The sequence below is a fragment of the Salmonella sp. NW38 genome, from assembly GCF_051807745.1.
Lineage (GTDB): Bacteria > Pseudomonadota > Gammaproteobacteria > Enterobacterales > Enterobacteriaceae > Salmonella > Salmonella enterica.
In genome coordinates, this window is record NZ_JAMMTO010000008.1 from 21,870 (window position 1) to 42,593 (window position 20,724).

Here is a 20,724-nt window from a genome sequence, read left to right on the forward strand (position 1 = left end):
CCACGAGGCTGATTCATGAGATCGAAAAGATTTGAAGCACTGGCGAAACGCCCTGTGAATCAGGACGGCTTTGTTAAGGAGTGGATCGAAGAAGGCTTTATCGCAATGGAAAGCCCGAACGACCCGAAACCGTCGATTAAAATCGTTAACGGCGCGGTGACCGAGCTGGACGGAAAACCGGTTAGCGAATTCGACCTGATCGACCACTTTATCGCCCGCTACGGCATCAACCTGAACCGCGCCGAAGAAGTGATGGCGATGGATTCGGTCAAGCTTGCCAATATGCTGTGCGATCCTAACGTCAAGCGCAGCGAAATCGTTCCGCTGACCACCGCCATGACCCCGGCGAAAATTGTTGAAGTGGTTTCGCATATGAACGTGGTTGAGATGATGATGGCGATGCAGAAAATGCGCGCCCGCCGCACGCCATCTCAGCAAGCGCACGTCACCAACGTCAAGGATAACCCGGTGCAAATTGCCGCCGATGCCGCCGAAGGCGCATGGCGCGGGTTTGACGAACAAGAAACCACGGTTGCGGTAGCACGCTACGCGCCGTTCAACGCCATCGCGCTGTTGGTCGGTTCTCAGGTTGGTCGTCCGGGCGTACTGACGCAGTGCTCCCTGGAAGAAGCCACCGAGCTTAAGCTCGGCATGCTGGGCCACACCTGCTACGCCGAAACCATCTCCGTTTACGGCACCGAGCCGGTCTTCACCGACGGTGACGATACACCATGGTCGAAGGGCTTCTTAGCTTCTTCCTACGCCTCTCGCGGCCTGAAAATGCGCTTCACCTCCGGCTCCGGCTCAGAAGTGCAGATGGGCTACGCCGAAGGCAAATCCATGCTGTATCTGGAAGCGCGCTGCATCTATATCACCAAAGCAGCTGGCGTTCAGGGTCTGCAAAACGGCTCCGTAAGCTGCATCGGCGTACCGTCTGCCGTGCCGTCAGGCATTCGTGCCGTGCTGGCGGAAAACCTGATCTGCTCGTCGCTGGATCTGGAATGCGCCTCCAGTAACGACCAGACCTTCACCCACTCCGATATGCGTCGTACCGCGCGCCTGCTGATGCAGTTCCTGCCGGGTACCGACTTTATCTCCTCTGGTTATTCCGCGGTGCCGAACTACGACAACATGTTCGCCGGTTCCAACGAAGATGCGGAAGACTTTGACGACTACAACGTTATCCAGCGTGACCTGAAAGTGGACGGCGGTCTGCGCCCGGTTCGCGAAGAGGACGTTATCGCCATCCGTAACAAAGCCGCCCGCGCGCTGCAGGCCGTGTTTGCCGGAATGGGACTACCGCCGATTACCGATGAAGAAGTTGAAGCCGCGACCTATGCCCACGGTTCGAAAGATATGCCGGAGCGTAACATCGTCGAAGACATCAAGTTCGCCCAGGAAATCATCAATAAAAACCGCAACGGTCTGGAAGTCGTTAAAGCGCTGGCGCAGGGCGGGTTTACCGACGTGGCCCAGGACATGCTCAACATCCAGAAAGCCAAGCTAACCGGCGACTATTTGCACACCTCCGCCATTATCGTCGGCGACGGACAAGTGCTCTCTGCGGTTAATGACGTCAATGACTATGCCGGTCCGGCAACAGGTTATCGCCTGCAGGGAGAACGCTGGGAAGAGATTAAAAACATCCCTGGCGCTCTTGATCCCAACGAGATTGATTAAGGGGTGAGAAATGGAAATTAATGAAAAATTGCTGCGCCAGATAATTGAAGACGTGCTCCGCGATATGAAGGGCAGCGATAAACCCGTCTCGTTTAATGCGCCTGCGGCATCCACAGCACCACAGACCGCTGCGCCTGCGGGCGACGGCTTTCTGACCGAAGTGGGCGAAGCGCGCCAGGGCACTCAGCAGGACGAAGTCATTATCGCCGTCGGCCCGGCATTTGGCCTGGCGCAAACCGTCAATATCGTCGGCTTACCGCATAAGAGCATTCTGCGCGAAGTCATTGCCGGTATTGAAGAAGAAGGCATCAAGGCGCGCGTGATTCGCTGCTTTAAATCTTCCGACGTGGCGTTCGTCGCCGTTGAAGGTAACCGCCTGAGCGGCTCCGGCATCTCCATCGGCATCCAGTCGAAAGGTACTACGGTTATCCACCAGCAGGGGCTACCGCCGCTCTCCAACCTGGAGCTGTTCCCGCAGGCACCGCTGCTGACGCTGGAAACCTACCGTCAGATTGGTAAAAACGCCGCCCGTTATGCGAAACGCGAATCACCGCAGCCGGTTCCTACGCTCAATGACCAGATGGCACGCCCGAAGTACCAGGCAAAGTCGGCCATTTTGCACATTAAAGAGACCAAGTACGTCGTGACGGGCAAAAACCCGCAGGAACTGCGCGTGGCGCTTTGATAAAGGATAACTCCATGAATACCGACGCAATTGAATCGATGGTCCGGGACGTATTGAGCCGCATGAACAGCCTGCAGGGCGATGCGCCAGCAGCGGCTCCTGCGGCAGGCGGCACGTCCCGCAGCGCAAAGGTCAGCGACTACCCGCTGGCGAACAAGCACCCGGAATGGGTGAAAACCGCCACCAATAAAACGCTGGACGACTTTACGCTGGAAAACGTGCTGAGCAATAAAGTCACCGCTCAGGATATGCGTATTACCCCGGAAACCCTGCGCTTACAGGCGTCTATCGCCAAAGATGCGGGCCGCGACCGGCTGGCGATGAACTTCGAACGCGCCGCCGAACTGACCGCGGTACCGGACGATCGCATTCTTGAAATCTACAACGCCCTTCGTCCGTATCGTTCAACGAAAGAAGAGCTGCTCGCTATCGCCGACGATCTCGAAAACCGTTATCAGGCAAAGATTTGCGCAGCTTTCGTTCGTGAAGCGGCAGGGCTGTACGTTGAGCGTAAAAAACTCAAAGGCGACGATTAATTACAGGGGTATGTGATGCGATATATAGCTGGCATTGATATCGGCAACTCATCGACGGAAGTCGCCCTGGCGACTCTGAATGAGGCTGGCGCGCTGACAATCACCCACAGCGCGCTGGCGGAAACGACCGGGATCAAAGGCACGTTGCGTAACGTGTTCGGCATTCAGGAAGCGCTCGCCCTCGTCGCAAAGCGCGCGGGGATCAATGTCAGCGATATTTCGCTCATCCGCATTAACGAAGCCACGCCGGTGATTGGCGATGTGGCGATGGAAACCATTACCGAAACCATCATCACCGAATCGACAATGATCGGCCATAACCCAAAAACGCCGGGGGGAGTAGGCCTTGGTGTGGGTATCACGATTACGCCGGAGGAGCTGTTAACCCGCCCTGCGGACTCGTCCTATATTCTGGTGGTATCGTCAGCCTTTGATTTTGCCGATATCGCCAATGTTATCAACGCCTCAATGCGCGCCGGATACCAGATTACCGGCGTCATTTTGCAGCGCGACGATGGCGTACTGGTCAGCAACCGGCTGGAAAAATCGCTGCCGATCGTTGACGAAGTTCTGTACATCGACCGCATTCCGCTGGGAATGCTGGCGGCGATTGAAGTCGCCGTGCCGGGAAAGGTTATCGAAACCCTCTCTAACCCTTACGGCATCGCCACCGTATTTAATCTCAACGCCGATGAGACGAAAAACATCGTTCCGATGGCGCGCGCGCTGATTGGCAACCGTTCCGCCGTGGTGGTTAAAACGCCATCCGGCGACGTCAAAGCGCGCGCAATACCCGCCGGTAACCTGGAGCTGCAGGCTCAGGGTCGTACCGTGCGCGTGGATGTTGCCGCCGGTGCCGAAGCTATCATGAAAGCGGTCGACGGCTGCGGCAAACTCGACAACGTCACCGGCGAGGCCGGGACCAATATCGGCGGCATGCTGGAGCACGTGCGCCAGACCATGGCCGAGCTAACCAATAAGCCCAGCAGCGAGATTTTCATTCAGGATCTTCTGGCCGTTGACACCTCGGTTCCGGTGAGCGTCACCGGCGGTCTGGCCGGGGAGTTCTCGCTGGAGCAGGCCGTCGGCATCGCCTCGATGGTGAAATCAGACCGTCTGCAAATGGCGATGATTGCCCGCGAAATCGAACAGAAGCTCAATATCGACGTGCAGATCGGCGGCGCTGAGGCTGAAGCCGCCATTCTGGGCGCGCTGACCACGCCGGGTACCACCCGACCGCTGGCGATCCTCGACCTCGGCGCGGGCTCCACCGATGCCTCCATCATCAACCCTAAAGGCGAAATCATCGCCACCCATCTCGCCGGGGCAGGCGACATGGTCACGATGATTATTGCCCGCGAACTGGGGCTGGAAGACCGCTATCTGGCGGAAGAGATCAAAAAATACCCGCTGGCTAAGGTCGAAAGCCTGTTCCACTTACGCCACGAGGACGGCAGCGTCCAGTTCTTCCCGACGCCGCTGCCTCCCGCCGTGTTCGCCCGCGTCTGCGTGGTGAAACCGGACGAACTGGTGCCGCTTCCCGGCGACTTAGTGCTGGAAAAAGTGCGCGCCATTCGCCGCAGCGCCAAAGAGCGCGTCTTTGTCACCAACGCCCTGCGCGCGCTGCGTCAGGTCAGTCCAACCGGCAACATTCGCGATATTCCGTTCGTGGTGCTGGTCGGCGGCTCGTCGCTGGATTTCGAAGTTCCGCAGCTGGTCACCGATGCGCTGGCGCACTACCGCCTGGTCGCCGGGCGAGGAAATATTCGCGGCAGCGAAGGCCCAAGAAACGCGGTAGCCACCGGCCTGATTCTCTCCTGGCATAAGGAGTTTGCACATGGACAGTAATCACAGCGCCCCGGCCATCGTCATTACCGTTATCAGCGACTGCGCCAGCCTTTGGCACGAAGTGCTGCTGGGCATTGAAGAGGAAGGCATCCCTTTCCTGCTTCAGCATCATCCGGCAGGAGAGGTCGTTGACAGCGCCTGGCAGGCGGCGCGCAGCTCGCCGCTGCTGGTTGGCATTGCCTGCGATCGACACTCGCTGGTCGTGCATTACAAGAATTTACCCGCATCGGCGCCGCTTTTTACGCTGATGCATCATCAGGACAGTCAGGCCCAACGCAACACCGGTAATAACGCGGCACGGCTGGTCAAAGGGATCCCTTTCCGGGATCTGAATAGCTAAGCAACAGGAGAACTGCAGTATGAATAACGCACTGGGACTGGTTGAAACAAAAGGGCTGGTCGGCGCCATTGAGGCCGCCGATGCAATGGTTAAATCCGCCAACGTACAGCTGGTGGGCTACGAAAAAATTGGTTCTGGCCTGGTTACCGTCATGGTTCGCGGCGATGTCGGCGCGGTTAAAGCAGCCGTAGATGCAGGCAGCGCGGCGGCAAGCGTCGTGGGTGAAGTGAAATCCTGCCACGTTATCCCGCGTCCGCACAGCGATGTTGAGGCCATTTTACCGAAATCAGCCTAATCGATGGCAAATAAGGAGCACCGCGTGAAGCAATCACTGGGATTACTTGAAGTTTGTGGTCTGGCACTGGCTATCAGCTGCGCCGATATCATGGCGAAATCCGCTTCTATCACGCTGCTCGCCCTCGAAAAGACCAATGGTTCAGGCTGGATGGTGATTAAAATTACCGGTGATGTGGCCTCCGTTCAGGCGGCTATCACCACCGGTGCGCATTTCGCCGAACAGCGGAATGGCCTGGTGGCCCACAAGGTTATCGCCAGGCCCGGAGAAGGGATCCTGCTCGCAGAGCCCCCCCCACCCTCCGTCATTGAACCTGAGCCTGAAGCGTCAGAGATAGCTGATGTCGTTTCTGAAGCGACAGCAGAAGAGGCCCCGCAGGAATCAGAACTGGTCAGTTGCAACCTGTGTCTGGATCCAAAATGTCCTCGCCAGAAGGGCGAACCTCGTACGCTTTGCATTCATCCCGGTAAGCGAGGTGAAGCGTAATGGATAAAGAGCTTCTGCAATCAACGGTCAGTAAAGTTCTTGATGAGATGCGCCTGCGGCCTATCCCGCTGAGCGTCTCAAACCGTCATATCCACCTGTCCGCACAGGATTATGAGCGGCTGTTTCCCGGCCATCCCATCAGCGAGAAAAAAGCGCTGCTGCAGCCGGGACAATACGCCGCGGAGCAAACCGTCACCCTGGTGGGACCGAAAGGGCAGCTCAAAAATGTGCGCCTGCTCGGTCCGCTGCGCTCGGTAAGCCAGGTGGAAATTTCGCGTACCGATGCGAGAACGCTGGGGATTGCCGCGCCGCTGAGAATGTCCGGCAACCTGAAGGGGACGCCGGGCATCCGCCTGGTCAGCCCCTTTGCCGAACTGGAGCTACCTTCCGGGGTTATCGTCGCGCAGCGGCATATCCATATGTCGCCGCTTGATGCGCTGATCCTGCGGGTTTCCCACGGCGATAGGGTTTCAGTGGCGATTGAAGGCGACGAGCGCGGGCTGATTTTCAACAACGTGGCGATTCGCGTTTCACCGGACATGCGCCTCGAAATGCACATTGATACCGATGAAGCCAACGCCGCTGGTGCCGATAACCCGCAGGCCTTTGCCCGGCTGGTAGGCCCGCGATGAACGGCGAAACCCTGCAGCGCATTGTCGAGGAGATTGTCTCCCGGCTGCAGCGCCGTGCCCAGAGCACGGCGACGCTGAGCGTTACGCAACTTCGCGATGCCGACTGTCCAGCGCTGTTCTGTCAGCACGCGTCGCTACGCATCCTGCTCGTCGACCTGCCGCTGCTGGGTCAGCTTGCGGATGCAGAAACCGACGATGCCGCAGCCCGGAAAATTCACGACGCGCTGGCGTTTGGCATCCGCGTACAGCTCAGCCTGCACAGCCAGCTGCTGCCGGTTATCCCGGTAAAAAAACTGGCTCGTCTGCCGCTGGTATTCACCGATGAGCACGGACTGCCGCTGGTTCTGCATGCGGGTTCGGTGCTGAGCTATCGCGATGTCGCGCTGCTAAGCCGGGGGCGTGTGGTTGTCCACCGCAAATGCATCGTGACCGCCATGGCGCGTGACGCGGCCAATGCGCGGAATATTCAATTAATTAAGCAGGAGTAAATCATGCATCTGGCACGAGTCACGGGCGCGGTTGTCTCCACGCAAAAATCACCTTCTTTGATTGGGAAAAAGCTGCTGCTGGTGCGTCGGGTCAGCGCCGATGGCGAACTCCCCGCCTCGCCCACCTCCGGCGATGAAGTGGCCGTGGACTCCGTCGGCGCGGGCGTCGGCGAACTGGTTTTGCTCAGCGGCGGCTCCAGCGCCAGGCACGTTTTTTCCGGGCCAAATGAGGCCATCGACCTCGCCGTTGTCGGCATTGTAGATACGCTTTCGCGTTAAGGGGCGGTTATGGCGATTTATACCCGAACAGGTGACGCTGGCACCACATCACTGTTTACCGGCCAGCGGGTGAGCAAAACCCACCCGCGGGTTGAAGCCTACGGCACGCTGGATGAGCTGAACGCCGCGCTGAGCCTGTGCGCCTGCGCCGCTGCGGATGAAAATCACCGCACCTTACTCGAGGCCATCCAGCAGCAACTTTTTTGGTTTAGCGCAGAGCTGGCCAGCGACAGCGAGCAGCCGTCGCCCAAACAGCGCTACATCAGCAGCGAAGAGATTTCGGCCCTGGAAGCCGCTATCGATCGGGCAATGGCCCGCGTCGAACCGCTGCACAGCTTTATTTTACCCGGACGCTGCGAAGCCGCGAGCCGCTTACATTTTGCCCGCACGCTGGCGCGCCGCGCCGAACGCCGTCTGGTTGAGCTGGCGGCGGAAGTCAACGTACGTCAGGTGCTGATGCGCTACATCAACCGCTTATCGGACTGCCTGTACGCCCTGGCCCGCGCGGAAGATAGCGATGCGCACCAGGCCAACATCATCCGTGAAGTTAGCAAGCGCTATCTGGCTGCCAGCCAGCCGACCCGCAGCAAGGAGACAACGCCCGTGGCCCTCTCATTCCACGATCTGCACCAGCTCACCCGCGCCGCCGTTGAACGCGCGCAGCAACTGCAGGTTCCGGTAGTCGTCAGCATCGTTGACGCGCACGGCACGGAAACTGTGACCTGGCGGATGCCGGACGCCCTGCTGGTCAGCAGCGAACTGGCGCCGAAAAAGGCCTGGACCGCAGTGGCGATGAAAACGGCGACCCATGAGCTGAGCGATGTTGTTCAGCCGGGCGCGGCGCTTTATGGCCTGGAAAGTCATTTACAGGGAAAAGTGGTCACCTTTGGCGGCGGTTACGCCCTGTGGCGCGACGGCATATTAATTGGGGGTCTTGGCATCAGCGGCGGCAGCGTTGAGCAGGACATGGACATAGCACAGACCGCCATCGCGGCTATTAACGTGGGAACTCATCAATGAATACTTCTGAACTCGAAACCCTGATTCGCACCATTCTTAGCGAGCAATTAACCACGCCGGCGCAAACGCCGGCCCAGCCTCAGGGCAAAGGGATTTTCCAGTCCGTGAGCGAGGCCATCGACGCCGCGCACCAGGCGTTCTTACGTTATCAGCAGTGCCCGCTAAAAACCCGCAGCGCCATTATCAGCGCGATGCGTCAGGAGCTGACGCCGCTACTGGCAACCCTGGCGGAAGAGAGCGCCAATGAAACGGGGATGGGCAACAAAGAAGATAAATTCCTCAAGAACAAGGCTGCGCTGGACAACACGCCGGGCGTAGAAGATCTCACCACCACCGCGCTGACCGGTGACGGCGGCATGGTGCTCTTTGAATACTCGCCGTTTGGCGTCATCGGTTCGGTCGCCCCAAGCACCAACCCGACGGAAACCATCATCAATAACAGCATCAGCATGTTGGCGGCGGGCAATAGTATTTACTTTAGCCCGCATCCGGGAGCGAAAAAGGTCTCTCTGAAGCTGATTAGCCTGATTGAAGAGATTGCCTTCCGTTGCTGCGGCATCCGCAATCTGGTGGTGACCGTGGCTGAACCGACTTTCGAAGCGACCCAGCAGATGATGGCCCACCCGCGAATCGCAGTACTGGCCATTACCGGCGGCCCGGGCATTGTGGCAATGGGCATGAAGAGCGGTAAGAAGGTGATTGGCGCTGGCGCGGGTAACCCGCCCTGCATCGTCGATGAAACGGCAGACCTGGTGAAAGCGGCGGAAGATATCATTAACGGCGCGTCATTCGATTACAACCTGCCCTGCATTGCCGAAAAGAGCCTGATCGTAGTGGAGAGCGTCGCCGAGCGTCTGGTGCAGCAAATGCAAACCTTCGGCGCGCTGCTGCTAAGCCCTGCCGATACCGACAAACTCCGCGCCGTCTGCCTGCCTGAAGGCCAGGCGAATAAAAAACTGGTCGGCAAGAGCCCATCGGCCATGCTGGAAGCCGCCGGGATCGCTGTCCCGGCAAAAGCGCCGCGTCTGCTGATTGCCGTTGTCAACGCCGACGATACGTGGGTCACCAGCGAACAGCTGATGCCGATGCTGCCGGTGGTAAAAGTCAGCGATTTCGATAGCGCGCTGGCGCTGGCCCTGAAGGTTGAAGAGGGGCTGCATCATACCGCCATTATGCACTCGCAGAACGTGTCGCGCCTGAACCTCGCGGCCCGCACGCTGCAAACCTCGATATTCGTCAAAAACGGCCCCTCCTATGCCGGGATCGGCGTCGGCGGCGAAGGCTTTACCACCTTTACTATTGCCACGCCAACCGGTGAAGGGACCACGTCAGCGCGTACTTTTGCCCGCTCCCGGCGCTGCGTACTGACCAACGGCTTTTCTATTCGCTAACCGAGGTCGCGATGAATACCTTCTCACTACAAACGCGGTTGTACAGCGGTCAGGGCAGCCTGGCGGTGCTCAAGCGCTTTACCAATAAGCACATCTGGATAATCTGCGATGGTTTTCTGGCGCGCTCTCCGCTGCTGGATACGCTGCGTAACGCGCTGCCCGCAGATAACCGCATCAGCGTCTTTAGCGAGATAACGCCGGACCCCACCATCCATACCGTGGTGCAGGGCATTGCGCAAATGCAGGCCCTGCAACCGCAGGTGGTGATCGGTTTTGGCGGCGGCTCGGCAATGGACGCGGCAAAAGCGATTGTCTGGTTTAGCCAGCAAAGCGGCATCAATATCGAAACCTGCGTGGCGATCCCGACCACCAGCGGCACCGGCTCGGAAGTGACCAGCGCCTGCGTAATTAGCGACCCGGATAAAGGCATCAAGTATCCGCTGTTCAATAATGCGCTGTATCCGGATATGGCGATCCTCGACCCGGAGCTGGTGGTCAGCGTACCGCCGCAGATTACCGCCAACACCGGCATGGACGTGCTGACCCACGCCCTGGAAGCGTGGGTTTCACCGCACGCCAGCGACTTTACCGACGCGCTGGCGGAAAAAGCCGCCAAACTGGTGTTTCAGTACCTGCCCACGGCGGTGGAAAAAGGCGACTGCGTGGCGACGCGCGGGAAAATGCACAACGCTTCAACGCTCGCCGGGATGGCCTTCAGCCAGGCGGGGCTGGGGCTTAACCACGCGATAGCTCACCAGCTAGGCGGACAGTTCCATCTGCCGCACGGGCTGGCCAATGCGCTGCTGCTCACGACGGTGATCCGTTTTAACGCCGGAGTTCCGCGCGCAGCCAAACGCTACGCGCGAATGGCCAAAGCCTGCGGTTTTTGCCCGGCAGAAGCCAATGACGTTGCGGCAATCAATGCGCTGATTCAGCAAATCGAACTGCTTAAGCAACGCTGCGCCCTTCCCTCACTGGCCGTTGCGCTTAAAGAAGGAAGATCCGACTTTTCCGCACGTATTCCGGCGATGGTGCAGGCCGCGCTGGCGGATATCACGCTGCGCACCAACCCGCGCCCGGCCAGCGCCGAGGAAATTCGCGAGCTGCTGGAGGAACTGCTATGAGCGCCGCCATCAATAGCGTTGAAATGTCCCATAGCGCCGATGAAATTCGCGAGCGCGTCCGCGCAGCGGGCGTTGTGGGTGCGGGCGGCGCAGGTTTTCCCGCTCACGTCAAACTACAGGCGCAGGTAGAGATTTTTCTGGTGAACGCCGCCGAATGTGAACCGATGCTCAAAGTTGACCAGCAACTGATGTGGCAGCAAGCTGCGCGCCTTGTGCGCGGCGTGCAGTACGCGATGACGGCAACCGGCGCGCGCGAAGGGGTGATAGCCCTGAAAGAAAAATACCGCCGGGCCATCGATGCCCTTACCCCACAGCTGCCAGCCGGTATCCGCCTGCATATCCTGCCGGATGTTTATCCTGCGGGCGATGAGGTGCTGACTATCTGGATGGCAACCGGCCGCCGGGTCGCCCCGGCTGCGCTACCGGCCAGCGTCGGCGTGGTCGTCAATAACGTGCAAACGGTGCTGAATATTGCCCGGGCGGTCGAGCAGCAGTTTCCGGTCACTCGTCGCACGTTGACCGTGAACGGCGCGGTCGCCAGACCGTTGACCGTTACCGTTCCTGTCGGCATGTCACTGCATGAAGTGCTGGTGCTGGCGGGCGGCGCAACGGTCGACGACCCTGGTTTTATTAACGGCGGCCCGATGATGGGTGGCCTGATTACCTCTCTTGATAACCCGGTGACGAAAACTACCGGCGGCCTGCTGGTGCTCCCCAAAAACCATCCGCTTATCCAGCGGAGAATACAGGACGAGCGCACGGTGCTTTCCGTCGCGCGCACCGTCTGCGAACAGTGCCGACTGTGTACCGATCTCTGTCCGCGACACCTGATCGGCCACGAACTCTCCCCGCACCTGCTGGTGCGGGCGGTGAACTTTCACCAGGCCGCCACGCCGCAGTTGCTGCTGAGCGCCCTTACCTGCTCGGAATGCAACGTTTGCGAAAGCGTGGCCTGCCCGGTGGGGATCTCGCCGATGCGCATCAACCGCATGTTAAAACGCGAGCTGCGGGCGCAAAACCAGCGCTACGAAGGGCCGCTGAACCCGGCCGACGAAATGGCGAAATATCGCCTGGTGCCGGTGAAGCGGCTGATCGCCAAACTGGGACTAAGCCCCTGGTACCAGGAAGCTCCGCTGGTTGAAGAAGAGCCGTCAGTAAAAAAAGTCACTTTGCAGCTGCGCCAGCATATTGGTGCCAGCGCAGTACCGACTGTTGCCGTCGGCGAGCGCGTGACGCGCGGACAGTGCGTTGCCGATGTCCCGCCTGGCGCGCTCGGCACCCCCATTCACGCCAGCATCGACGGCATTGTTTCGGCCATCAGCGAACAGGCCATCACGGTTGTAAGAGGTTAACCATGTCTCAGGCTATAGGAATTTTAGAACTCACCAGCATCGCCAAAGGCATGGAGCTTGGTGATGCCATGCTGAAAAGCGCCAACGTCGATCTGCTGGTCAGCAAGACCATCTGTCCGGGGAAGTTTTTACTGATGCTCGGCGGGGATATCGGCGCTGTCCAGCAGGCTATTGAAACCGGTACGTCGCAGGCCGGCGAGATGCTCGTCGACAGCCTGGTGCTGGCAAATATTCATCCCAGCGTACTTCCGGCCATCAGCGGCCTGAACAGCGTCGATAAGCGCCAGGCGGTAGGTATCGTCGAAACCTGGAGCGTGGCGGCCTGCATCAGCGCCGCAGACCGGGCGGTGAAAGGCTCAAACGTCACCCTGGTGCGGGTGCATATGGCCTTCGGCATCGGCGGTAAATGCTACATGGTGGTGGCAGGCGATGTTTCTGACGTCAACAACGCCGTGACGGTCGCCAGCGAAAGCGCGGGCGAGAAAGGGTTGCTGGTTTACCGCTCGGTGATCCCGCGCCCGCATGAAGCCATGTGGCGACAGATGGTGGAGGGATAATGGAAAGACAGCCAACAACGGATCGCATGATTCAGGAATACGTGCCGGGGAAACAGGTCACTCTCGCGCACCTGATTGCCAATCCGGGAAAAGATTTATTTAAGAAGCTGGGCCTGCCGGATGCGGTGTCCGCCATTGGCATCCTTACCATCACGCCGAGCGAAGCATCTATTATTGCCTGCGATATTGCTACCAAATCCGGCGCGGTGGAGATTGGTTTTCTTGACCGCTTTACCGGCGCGGTGGTGCTGACTGGCGATGTTTCCGCCGTGGAATATGCCCTTAAACAGGTGACGCGCACCCTGGGCGAGATGATGCAGTTCACCACTTGCTCGATCACCCGGACGTAACGTCATGAAGCGTTTGATGTTTATCGGCCCCAGCCAGTGCGGGAAAACCTCGCTAACCCAAAGCCTGCGCGGCGAAGCGCTCCATTATCAGAAAACCCAGGCCATTGAATGGTCTCCGATGACTATCGATACGCCGGGCGAATATCTGGAGAACCGCTGCCTGTATAGCGCCCTGCTGACCAGCGCCTGCGAGGCCGACGTCATCGCGCTGGTGCTGAATGCCGACGCCCAGTGGTCGCCCTTTTCTCCGGGGTTTACCGCCCCGATGAACCGCCCGACGATTGGCCTGGTCACCAAGGCCGATCTCGCCGAGCCGCAGCGTATTTCGCTGGTTGCGGAATGGCTTACGCAGGCTGGCGCCCGGCAGATTTTTATTACCAGCGCGTTGAATAATTCGGGTCTCGACGCCGTGCTGGATTTTCTGAATTCGAAGGAACCTTTATGTCTTACAAAATAATGGCCATTAACGCCGGCAGCTCATCGTTAAAATTCCAGCTGCTGGAGATGCCGCAGGGCGACATGCTCTGTCAGGGGCTGATTGAACGTATCGGTATGGCGGATGCGCAGGTGACAATTAAGACGCACAGCCAAAAATGGCAGGAAACCGTCCCCGTTGCCGATCATCGCGATGCGGTAACGCTGCTTCTGGAAAAGCTGCTGGGTTATCAAATCATTAACAGTCTGCGGGACATTGACGGGGTGGGCCATCGTGTGGCGCACGGCGGTGAGTTTTTTAAAGACTCGACGCTGGTCACGGATGAAACGTTAGCGCAAATCGAACGTCTTGCCGAACTGGCTCCGCTTCACAACCCGGTAAACGCGTTGGGTATTCACGTTTTTCGTCAACTGTTGCCTGATGCCCCTTCCGTAGCCGTGTTTGATACGGCATTTCACCAGACGCTGGATGAACCCGCTTATATTTACCCGCTTCCCTGGCATTATTACGCTGAACTGGGGATTCGCCGTTATGGCTTTCATGGCACCAGCCATAAGTATGTCAGCGGCGTTCTGGCTGAAAAGCTGGGCGTACCACTCAGCGCATTACGGGTGATTTGTTGTCATCTTGGAAACGGTAGCAGCATTTGCGCTATCAAGAACGGGCGTTCGGTCAATACGTCGATGGGCTTCACGCCGCAGTCAGGCGTGATGATGGGCACCCGTAGCGGAGATATTGATCCCTCTATTCTGCCGTGGATAGCCCAGCGCGAAAGCAAAACGCCGCAACAGTTGAATCAGTTATTAAATAATGAGTCAGGCTTGCTGGGCGTTTCTGGCGTGTCGTCTGATTACCGCGATGTCGAACAGGCAGCCAATACCGGTAACCGGCAGGCTAAACTCGCTCTCACTCTGTTTGCCGAACGCATTCGCGCCACCATTGGCAGCTATATTATGCAAATGGGAGGACTGGATGCGCTGGTATTCACTGGGGGCATTGGCGAGAACTCAGCGCGCGCCAGATCGGCGGTGTGCCATAATTTGCAATTTTTGGGCTTAGCCGTTGATGAAGAGAAAAATCAACGTAATGCGACATTTATCCAGACGGAGAACGCCCTGGTGAAAGTCGCCGTCATCAACACCAACGAAGAGTTAATGATCGCACAAGACGTTATGCGCATTGCGCTACCGGCCACGGAAGGGCTTTGTGTACCAGCCTGAGAGGGTTATACGACGCATTGCGGCAAGTCATGGTAATAACGCTTTTACCATGACACTATGCGCGCACACTATTCGTACCTGAAAGGTGATAACGTGGCTGTTGCGCAATGCCCCGCCTCATGCGGGGAACTTATCCAGGGATGGATTCTGGGCAGTGAGAAACTGATCTCCTGCCCTGTTGACTGGTACAGCACCGTAGCAGTCACGGCTGCGCCGCCGCTGGTAAACGAGCGCCCATCGTCGCGGGCGATGGTGGAGCGCGTTTTGGCGCACTGGCAGTATCCTGCGCACTGGAGTAACGAGATTCGCGTCGATGTGCGTTCGTCAATTCCTGTTGCCAAAGGCATGGCCAGCAGCACCGCAGATATTGCCGCTACGGCAGTGGCAACGGCGCATCATCTTGGCCATTCGCTGGATGAAACCACCCTTGCACAGCTTTGCGTCTCAATCGAACCCACTGATAGCACCGTTTTTCATCAGTTAACGCTGTTTGATCATAATAATGCGGCCACGCAAATCGCCTGCGAGCCACCGCCGCCAATCGATTTGCTGGTACTGGAAAGCCCGGTCACACTGCGCACGCAAGATTACCACCGTCTCCCTCGCCAGCAGAAATTAATAGCAAGTTCAGCAACCTTGCAGCAGGCCTGGAATCTGGTGCAGGAAGCCTGTATAACGCAAAATCCGCTCCGACTGGGTGAGGCGGCTACGCTTAGCGCTATCGCCAGCCAGACGCTGTTACCTAAGCCGGGCTTTACCGCCCTGCTGTCGCTAGTCGAAGAGTGTGATTTATACGGATTGAACGTGGCGCATAGCGGTAGCGTGGTGGGTCTGATGCTGGACCGGAAACGTCATGATATTGCGCGTCTGAAAGGTAAGCTGGCAGAGAAAAAACTTACCCGACACTGGCCAAAACAACATTTACTCAAGATGGTCACAGGCGGGGTCAAACTGCAGTGAGAGCCTGATATACGCTCCCACTGCCGTAGCGCATTATTCGGCTTTTACATCGGCGTGTTTCATTTCGCCCATCGCTTTCAGCTTTTTGGAAATGTCGCGACGCTCTTTGGAGATTTCGGCATTTTTAATGATGTAGTCATCAACACGATCTTCATAGTCGCTTTTCATACTGGCGATGATACCCTGAATCGCCTCAACGCTCATACCTGGCTTGATGTAGTCGCTCAGGTTGTCCAGCAGCAGCACACGCTTCTGGTTGTCACGGATCTTCTTCTCAATGTCCTGAATTTCACGTTGCAGTTTATTTTTGCGACGGAACAGACGAACAAACTCCAGCACGTCCTGGAAAGAAGGCTTGGTTGTTTCCATTTTTACACCCCTGATAATGTGAGATTCGGATTCGTTAAGCAACTGCTAGTGGATAAACATTACGTTTATCCCCGTCATACTTCAAGCCGCCAGAGGAAACACCGTTACGTCGCCGTCTGGGGAAACCTGAAGGTTCGGAGATAAAATCGTTGCCAGTAGCACTCATTTTATCCTTATATTAGTATCATACTCTTAATCTTTGCTGAATCGAAGCAGCAACAAATTCATTCGCCCCATCTGCTTTTTATTTGCGCAAAGCCCGGCAGATCAAATGCGAAAGCAGTTCCAACTGTCGGGCCGTTTCCATACTTAGCCAAACATAGCCGTGGATGGGGGTTTCAGCCACCGCGTCACCCTGCTGCTCGTTCATTAGCTGCCGCAACTCGGCAGCAATATCATTCAGTTTACCGGTGTTTGCCAGTACCGGCTGCGGGTTGCCTTCAAACAACGCGTGGGCGATCGTTAGCAAGGTTTGCTGCGTCATCTGCTGGGTTTCACGCAATGTGTGCGCGTTAAGCATCACAAAATGGCTGGCGCGCGTCGCCCAGTGGGCATTGATTTGTAATTCAAGCATACAAACCAGATTGCGGTTGATGGTCTGAATGGCCTCGAAAATAGATTTTTGTATCCGGGTTTCTTTACTGGCGGGCGTTATCAGCCCGCGCATTTTGACGACATCGTTCAGCAACCGTTGCAAATGTTTATCCAACCGGGGGCGCTCCAGCAAATTCGGCGACAGCGCTGCCTGATACACCCGATTATACGCCGTGACGCAATGCGCCAGTTGGATGCGCCAGTGCAAAAAGGCGCGCTGGGGCCAGACGCCGGTAAACAACATCGCCAGTAGCGACCCCAAAATCACATCCCCGCCACGCCATAATGCCGTATTCATATCACCAGCGGGAGCGCCGACAACAACGGCGAGCGTTATGCCTATCAGTAGCGCCTGATACGGTTTTTTCCCTAATGCCAGCCAGCCGCACAAAAACATCGCTATCGCACACCACACCAGCATCAGCGGTAAGGAAAAGAGCTCCAGGCGTAGCGCCACCAACCCTAACGCCGCGCCCAGGATCGTACCGCCTATGCGCTCAAAAGCACGAGGCACTACATTTCCCCAGAATGAGATGGGCCCCATAATCACCACTAACGTGATTAGCGGCCATGTGCCCTCGGGAATAGAAAACAGACGAACCAGCAGAAAGGTAAGAATGAACGCCAGGGCGATACGTATGCCATGCACGATGCGATAATGACGGTACAACCGTATTTCAAAAGGGCTTAATGACTTATCGGCACGCACGCTTGCGCTCCTTACGGGAATGGCAAAAAATGCATTGTACCTGCTTTATAGCAAAAATAGCGCACTGGCGGACGGAACACATTATCCGTCCGCTCTTTTCAGACAGGAAACCAGTCGATCACTTCCGCTGTACCGGAATATACATTTCAATATCCCAGTATCCATCTTCCATACCGTTATTCAGATAGGTTTCAAAACAGGGCGCAGAGGCTATCTGATAAGCGCTATCCTGCTCCAGGACGTCAAAAAACCGTTCCCACGGCTTCGCAAAGTCACGGTCTTCCACTCGCGCGACAGCAGTGGCATATTCGCCGCCTTCAATGGCGGTCACGATTACGCCTTCACTATTGTCCGGCAGGATGAAATTCTCTGCCACGGACACCACGGTATCGCAGCGGAGTTTTTCTGCAGGTACGACATCTGGATTGTCGTAATAGACGGCAATCCATTCAACTGGCACGATCCGCTGTCGATCCACCCACGTCATCAGTTGTTCAAAACCCTGCTTCACGGTGTGTTCCCATGGACCGACCATGTGGAAACCTGCTATCTTGCGTTTTTGTTCCTGCCTGATTTCGTAATCCATGCTGCCTCCGTCACTTTACCATACTGTATGAATGTACAGTATAATTACAGCATTTTACGGTCACAAGGACAGCGTGATCATTTTGTGAGCAACCTCGCAATCCCGCCCTTTTGACACCTCAGATGACGGTGAACGGTATGTGACAACGGCTTACGCTTTATGCTGAAAATAGTCGCTCAGACGAGAGAACATACCGCCTTTACCCACCGATTCCAGAGTGACCAGCGGCCACTGAGCGATCAGTTTATCCCGATCGTAGAGCTCTATTTCACCTACCTGTTGATGAGCGGCGATTGGAGCCTCCAGCTCTTTTCTATCCAGCACATATTTTGCTTTGATATGCGGAATTTCCGCTTTAGGCAGCGCCATCCAGAAATCCTGTTCCGTACCCAGCGCAATCTTTTCTTTGTCTCCATACCAGATTCGCTCGCTGCCCACTTTTTTACCGCTGTGCAAAATCTGCACCGTCGCAAAGTTTTGCAGGCCCCACTGCAACAGTTTTCGCGCCTGTTCTTCACGGCCTTTCGAACTTTTCGCTCCCATCACAACAGCGATAAGTCGACGCTGCCCGTCCACCGCCGATGCGATAAGATTATATCCCGCCCCCGATGTGTGTCCGGTTTTAAGCCCATCAATATGCATGGTCTTATCCCACAACAAGCCGTTGCGGTTCTGCTGCGTGATGCCGTTCCAGGTCAGGCTTTTCTCGCTGTACATGTGATAAAATTCAGGTTCGCCGTGAATAATCGCCCGGGAGAGTACGGCCAGATCATACGCGGAGCTATGTTGTCCCGGCGCATCCAGACCGTGGACGGTTTCAAAATGGGTATCCTGCAAATTGAGTTTTTTCACATAGCTGTTCATCATCGCCACAAACTGCGGCTGCCCGCCCGCGATATAATCCGCCAGCGCCACACAGGCATCGTTACCGGAATCCACGATTAAGCCACGGCTTAAATCACGCACCGACACGCGATCCCCTTCTTTTAAAAACATCAACGAGGAGCCGACAAACACCGGATTATCCTTCGCCCAGGCGTCGCGCCCAACGGTGACGATATCGTCAGGGCTGATACGATGACTATCGATGGCGCGATCGACGACGTAGCCCGTCATTAGCTTGGTAAGGCTGGCAGGATTACGTTGCTGGTGTTCATTACCGGCGGTAAGAACCTGTCCCGTAGTGTAATCCATCAACACCCAGGCGCCTGCATCAATGGCTGGCGGTTGGGGAGCAAAACTTACGGCATCGGCCGCAAGCGCAGGAGAAAGGTGCATTGCGAATAAAGAAGCGGCAATAAACAAACGGCGTTTCAACAGCATGTCCTCAGGATGGTCTCTATTTGCCGTTCTTTTTACGGAAGTTCAGTTAAACAAACATGGATAAATTGCAAGAAAATGTGACACAAGGCACATTTTCTTGCTGACTTTATTTTATGGATACGCTCAGACGGCGGACTTATCCCCGCGCGGCGCGGTACGATGACGATGATAGCCGTCAACCATGCTACGGAAAATTTGTCCCGGCGTGTCGCCAAGAGTACACAGATAGAGATGCGCGCAAATAAACAGTAAGCCGATGATAGCAAGCGCCATATGCAGCACCAGCATCACAGGGCCCAGACCCGCAACCTGCGGATAGAGACACAGCAAACCGGTGATGATTAACAGCGGTACCAGCGCGTACATAATCGCCAGATATGCCAGTTGTTGCAGTGGATTGAACTTATTCTGCTCTGTTGCCGCGAACGGATGCGCTTCCCCTTTCATAATGCCAAAAAGGTAAAAACGCGTCTGGCGTATGCAGCGCGTCACCAGTCCGGAAAAATTTACCCGATAGTGACGCCCGTTACCTGTGGTGAGGTTGATCAGCACAAACCCGACCCAGAAAGCCAGTAAGGCAAAACCACACCAGGTATGCACTTGTACCATTAGCGCTACAGGGCCGAGAGAAAAATGACCAAATAAACCGCTTAACAGTAATAAAACAAACAGTAACGCATTTCCCCAATGCCAACGGCGAATCGCCAGCGAGTAGAGATAGTCACGATGCTCTTCGCCGCCCGCCGTTTTTGGCGCCAGCATCCGGCGCAATAACGCATGGATAACCAGCCCAACAAGCATGAGCAGCACCACGACGCCTGCGTAAATTAACCACAGCGGCCAATAATCTGGCGCATAATGTAGTTCCGCTCCCCAGATAGTATTCATGCTTTACCCTCCTGATGGACTTCTTTACGACGGTACAGACTGACCGCGCCGCTACGCGCCTCCTGCTGGCGATAGACCTCTTTCTGACCGACCCAGCGCTGGATCTCGCTCTCATCCAGTCTGCCGAATTTCAGCGCGTCCGTTGGGCAAACGGATACGCACGCCGGAGACTGGCCAGCCGCCAACCGCGTGTCGGCACAGAAGTTACACTTGTCGGCGACGCCGGTTTGCGGATTCAAATAGCGCACCTGGAAAGGACATGCGGCAACACAATAATCGCAGCCAATACAGCGCGATTTATCCACCTGCACGATCCCGTTTTCATCACGATATGACGCTCCGGTAGGACAAACGCTGACACATGGCGCATTTTCACAGTGCTGACAGGAGACGCGGACAAATTGAAAATGGGTTAGTGCGTTGGATGCCTGTTCAGGGGCGCGAATTTGTACCTGTACGCGGCTAAATCCCTCCGGTACGTCATTAAGCACTTTGCAGGCAACGGTACACGCCTGGCAGCCGATACAACGTTTTTCATCATGCAGCATGACGTACTGATTCGTTAAATGATTCATG

Annotated in this window: 25 protein-coding genes; 19 read left to right on the top strand and 6 right to left on the bottom strand. The window is 56.6% G+C overall.

Annotation, left to right across the window (positions count from 1 at the left end):
• Positions 1–15: 15 nt before the first annotated feature.
• The 19 genes from pduC (at position 16) to pduX (ending at position 15,679) form a co-directional block, all read left to right on the top strand.
• A complete protein-coding gene (pduC, locus tag NA624_RS14730) occupies positions 16–1,680 on the top strand; it encodes a propanediol dehydratase large subunit PduC (protein ID WP_001256896.1) in 1,665 nt (554 codons plus the stop codon).
• Between the two features lie 10 nt (positions 1,681–1,690).
• On the top strand, positions 1,691–2,365 hold the full coding sequence (gene pduD / locus NA624_RS14735) for a propanediol dehydratase medium subunit PduD (RefSeq protein WP_000405048.1): 675 nt from the start codon (positions 1,691–1,693) through the stop codon (positions 2,363–2,365).
• Positions 2,366–2,379: 14 nt separating this feature from the next.
• Positions 2,380–2,901 (top strand): propanediol dehydratase small subunit PduE, encoded by a 522-nt coding sequence (pduE, locus tag NA624_RS14740; RefSeq protein ID WP_001090597.1) that lies wholly within the window; start codon positions 2,380–2,382, stop codon positions 2,899–2,901.
• Between the two features lie 15 nt (positions 2,902–2,916).
• The gene (pduG, locus tag NA624_RS14745; protein WP_001268900.1) at positions 2,917–4,749 is read left to right on the top strand and encodes a propanediol dehydratase reactivase alpha subunit PduG; all 1,833 of its coding nucleotides are present in this window, start codon (positions 2,917–2,919) and stop codon (positions 4,747–4,749) included.
• Complete coding sequence (gene pduH, locus NA624_RS14750) at positions 4,739–5,089, top strand: propanediol dehydratase reactivase beta subunit PduH (protein WP_000377981.1); 351 nt, start codon at positions 4,739–4,741, stop codon at positions 5,087–5,089. The genes pduG and pduH overlap by 11 nt, the downstream gene beginning before the upstream one ends.
• 19 nt (positions 5,090–5,108) lie before the next feature.
• Positions 5,109–5,384 (top strand): propanediol utilization microcompartment protein PduJ, encoded by a 276-nt coding sequence (gene pduJ, locus NA624_RS14755; protein WP_001057755.1) that lies wholly within the window; start codon positions 5,109–5,111, stop codon positions 5,382–5,384.
• A gap of 3 nt (positions 5,385–5,387) precedes the next feature.
• Positions 5,388–5,870 carry a propanediol utilization microcompartment protein PduK gene (gene pduK, locus NA624_RS14760; protein WP_001284380.1) on the top strand — a complete coding sequence of 161 codons (483 nt, stop codon included), beginning with the start codon at positions 5,388–5,390 and terminating at the stop codon, positions 5,868–5,870.
• Entirely contained in the window at positions 5,870–6,502 is a 633-nt protein-coding gene (locus NA624_RS14765; protein ID WP_000356728.1) for a phosphate propanoyltransferase, read from the top strand. Before pduK ends, NA624_RS14765 begins: the two co-directional genes overlap by 1 nt.
• Complete coding sequence (gene pduM, locus NA624_RS14770) at positions 6,499–6,990, top strand: propanediol utilization microcompartment protein PduM (RefSeq protein WP_001012966.1); 492 nt, start codon at positions 6,499–6,501, stop codon at positions 6,988–6,990. The genes NA624_RS14765 and pduM overlap by 4 nt, the downstream gene beginning before the upstream one ends.
• Positions 6,991–6,993: 3 nt before the next feature.
• Positions 6,994–7,269 (top strand): propanediol utilization microcompartment protein PduN, encoded by a 276-nt coding sequence (gene pduN / locus NA624_RS14775; protein WP_000549825.1) that lies wholly within the window; start codon positions 6,994–6,996, stop codon positions 7,267–7,269.
• Between the two features lie 9 nt (positions 7,270–7,278).
• The gene (gene pduO / locus NA624_RS14780) at positions 7,279–8,289 is read left to right on the top strand and encodes a two-domain cob(I)yrinic acid a,c-diamide adenosyltransferase PduO (RefSeq protein WP_001029482.1); all 1,011 of its coding nucleotides are present in this window, start codon (positions 7,279–7,281) and stop codon (positions 8,287–8,289) included.
• Positions 8,286–9,680, top strand: coding sequence for a CoA-acylating propionaldehyde dehydrogenase PduP (gene pduP / locus NA624_RS14785; protein ID WP_001097675.1), 1,395 nt, complete (start codon positions 8,286–8,288; stop codon positions 9,678–9,680). The genes pduO and pduP overlap by 4 nt, the downstream gene beginning before the upstream one ends.
• 11 nt (positions 9,681–9,691) lie before the next feature.
• Positions 9,692–10,804 (top strand): 1-propanol dehydrogenase PduQ, encoded by a 1,113-nt coding sequence (gene pduQ / locus NA624_RS14790; RefSeq protein WP_001091458.1) that lies wholly within the window; start codon positions 9,692–9,694, stop codon positions 10,802–10,804.
• Entirely contained in the window at positions 10,801–12,156 is a 1,356-nt protein-coding gene (pduS, locus tag NA624_RS14795) for a cobalamin reductase PduS (RefSeq protein WP_001271295.1), read from the top strand. The genes pduQ and pduS overlap by 4 nt, the downstream gene beginning before the upstream one ends.
• 2 nt (positions 12,157–12,158) lie before the next feature.
• On the top strand, positions 12,159–12,713 hold the full coding sequence (pduT, locus tag NA624_RS14800; protein WP_000075774.1) for a propanediol utilization microcompartment protein PduT: 555 nt from the start codon (positions 12,159–12,161) through the stop codon (positions 12,711–12,713).
• The gene (gene pduU / locus NA624_RS14805; RefSeq protein ID WP_000441100.1) at positions 12,713–13,063 is read left to right on the top strand and encodes a propanediol utilization microcompartment protein PduU; all 351 of its coding nucleotides are present in this window, start codon (positions 12,713–12,715) and stop codon (positions 13,061–13,063) included. The genes pduT and pduU overlap by 1 nt, the downstream gene beginning before the upstream one ends.
• Positions 13,064–13,067: 4 nt before the next feature.
• A complete protein-coding gene (gene pduV, locus NA624_RS14810) occupies positions 13,068–13,520 on the top strand; it encodes a propanediol utilization protein PduV (RefSeq protein ID WP_000826284.1) in 453 nt (150 codons plus the stop codon).
• Complete coding sequence (gene pduW, locus NA624_RS14815; protein WP_000120647.1) at positions 13,505–14,719, top strand: propanediol utilization propionate kinase PduW; 1,215 nt, start codon at positions 13,505–13,507, stop codon at positions 14,717–14,719. Before pduV ends, pduW begins: the two co-directional genes overlap by 16 nt.
• A 93-nt stretch (positions 14,720–14,812) precedes the next feature.
• Positions 14,813–15,679: an L-threonine kinase PduX gene (gene pduX / locus NA624_RS14820; protein ID WP_031603252.1), complete on the top strand. Its 867-nt coding sequence runs from the start codon at positions 14,813–14,815 to the stop codon at positions 15,677–15,679.
• 33 nt (positions 15,680–15,712) lie between these two features.
• On the opposite strand, the gene NA624_RS14825 is transcribed toward pduX, so the two are convergent.
• From NA624_RS14825 to phsB, 6 genes are all read right to left on the bottom strand, one after another.
• A complete protein-coding gene (locus NA624_RS14825; protein ID WP_000450405.1) occupies positions 15,713–16,048 on the bottom strand; it encodes a DUF496 family protein in 336 nt (111 codons plus the stop codon).
• 244 nt (positions 16,049–16,292) lie between these two features.
• Positions 16,293–17,351 (bottom strand): FUSC family protein, encoded by a 1,059-nt coding sequence (locus NA624_RS14830; protein ID WP_001200862.1) that lies wholly within the window; start codon positions 17,349–17,351, stop codon positions 16,293–16,295.
• 118 nt (positions 17,352–17,469) lie between these two features.
• Complete coding sequence (sbmC, locus tag NA624_RS14835) at positions 17,470–17,937, bottom strand: DNA gyrase inhibitor SbmC (RefSeq protein WP_000384326.1); 468 nt, start codon at positions 17,935–17,937, stop codon at positions 17,470–17,472.
• A 150-nt stretch (positions 17,938–18,087) separates the two neighbouring features.
• Positions 18,088–19,260, bottom strand: a complete 1,173-nt coding sequence (gene dacD / locus NA624_RS14840; protein ID WP_000925050.1) for a serine-type D-Ala-D-Ala carboxypeptidase DacD — start codon at positions 19,258–19,260, stop codon at positions 18,088–18,090.
• Between the two features lie 123 nt (positions 19,261–19,383).
• A complete protein-coding gene (phsC, locus tag NA624_RS14845) occupies positions 19,384–20,148 on the bottom strand; it encodes a thiosulfate reductase cytochrome B subunit (RefSeq protein WP_001092553.1) in 765 nt (254 codons plus the stop codon).
• Entirely contained in the window at positions 20,145–20,723 is a 579-nt protein-coding gene (gene phsB, locus NA624_RS14850; protein WP_001016239.1) for a thiosulfate reductase electron transport protein PhsB, read from the bottom strand. The genes phsC and phsB overlap by 4 nt, the downstream gene beginning before the upstream one ends.
• Position 20,724 lies beyond the last annotated feature (1 nt).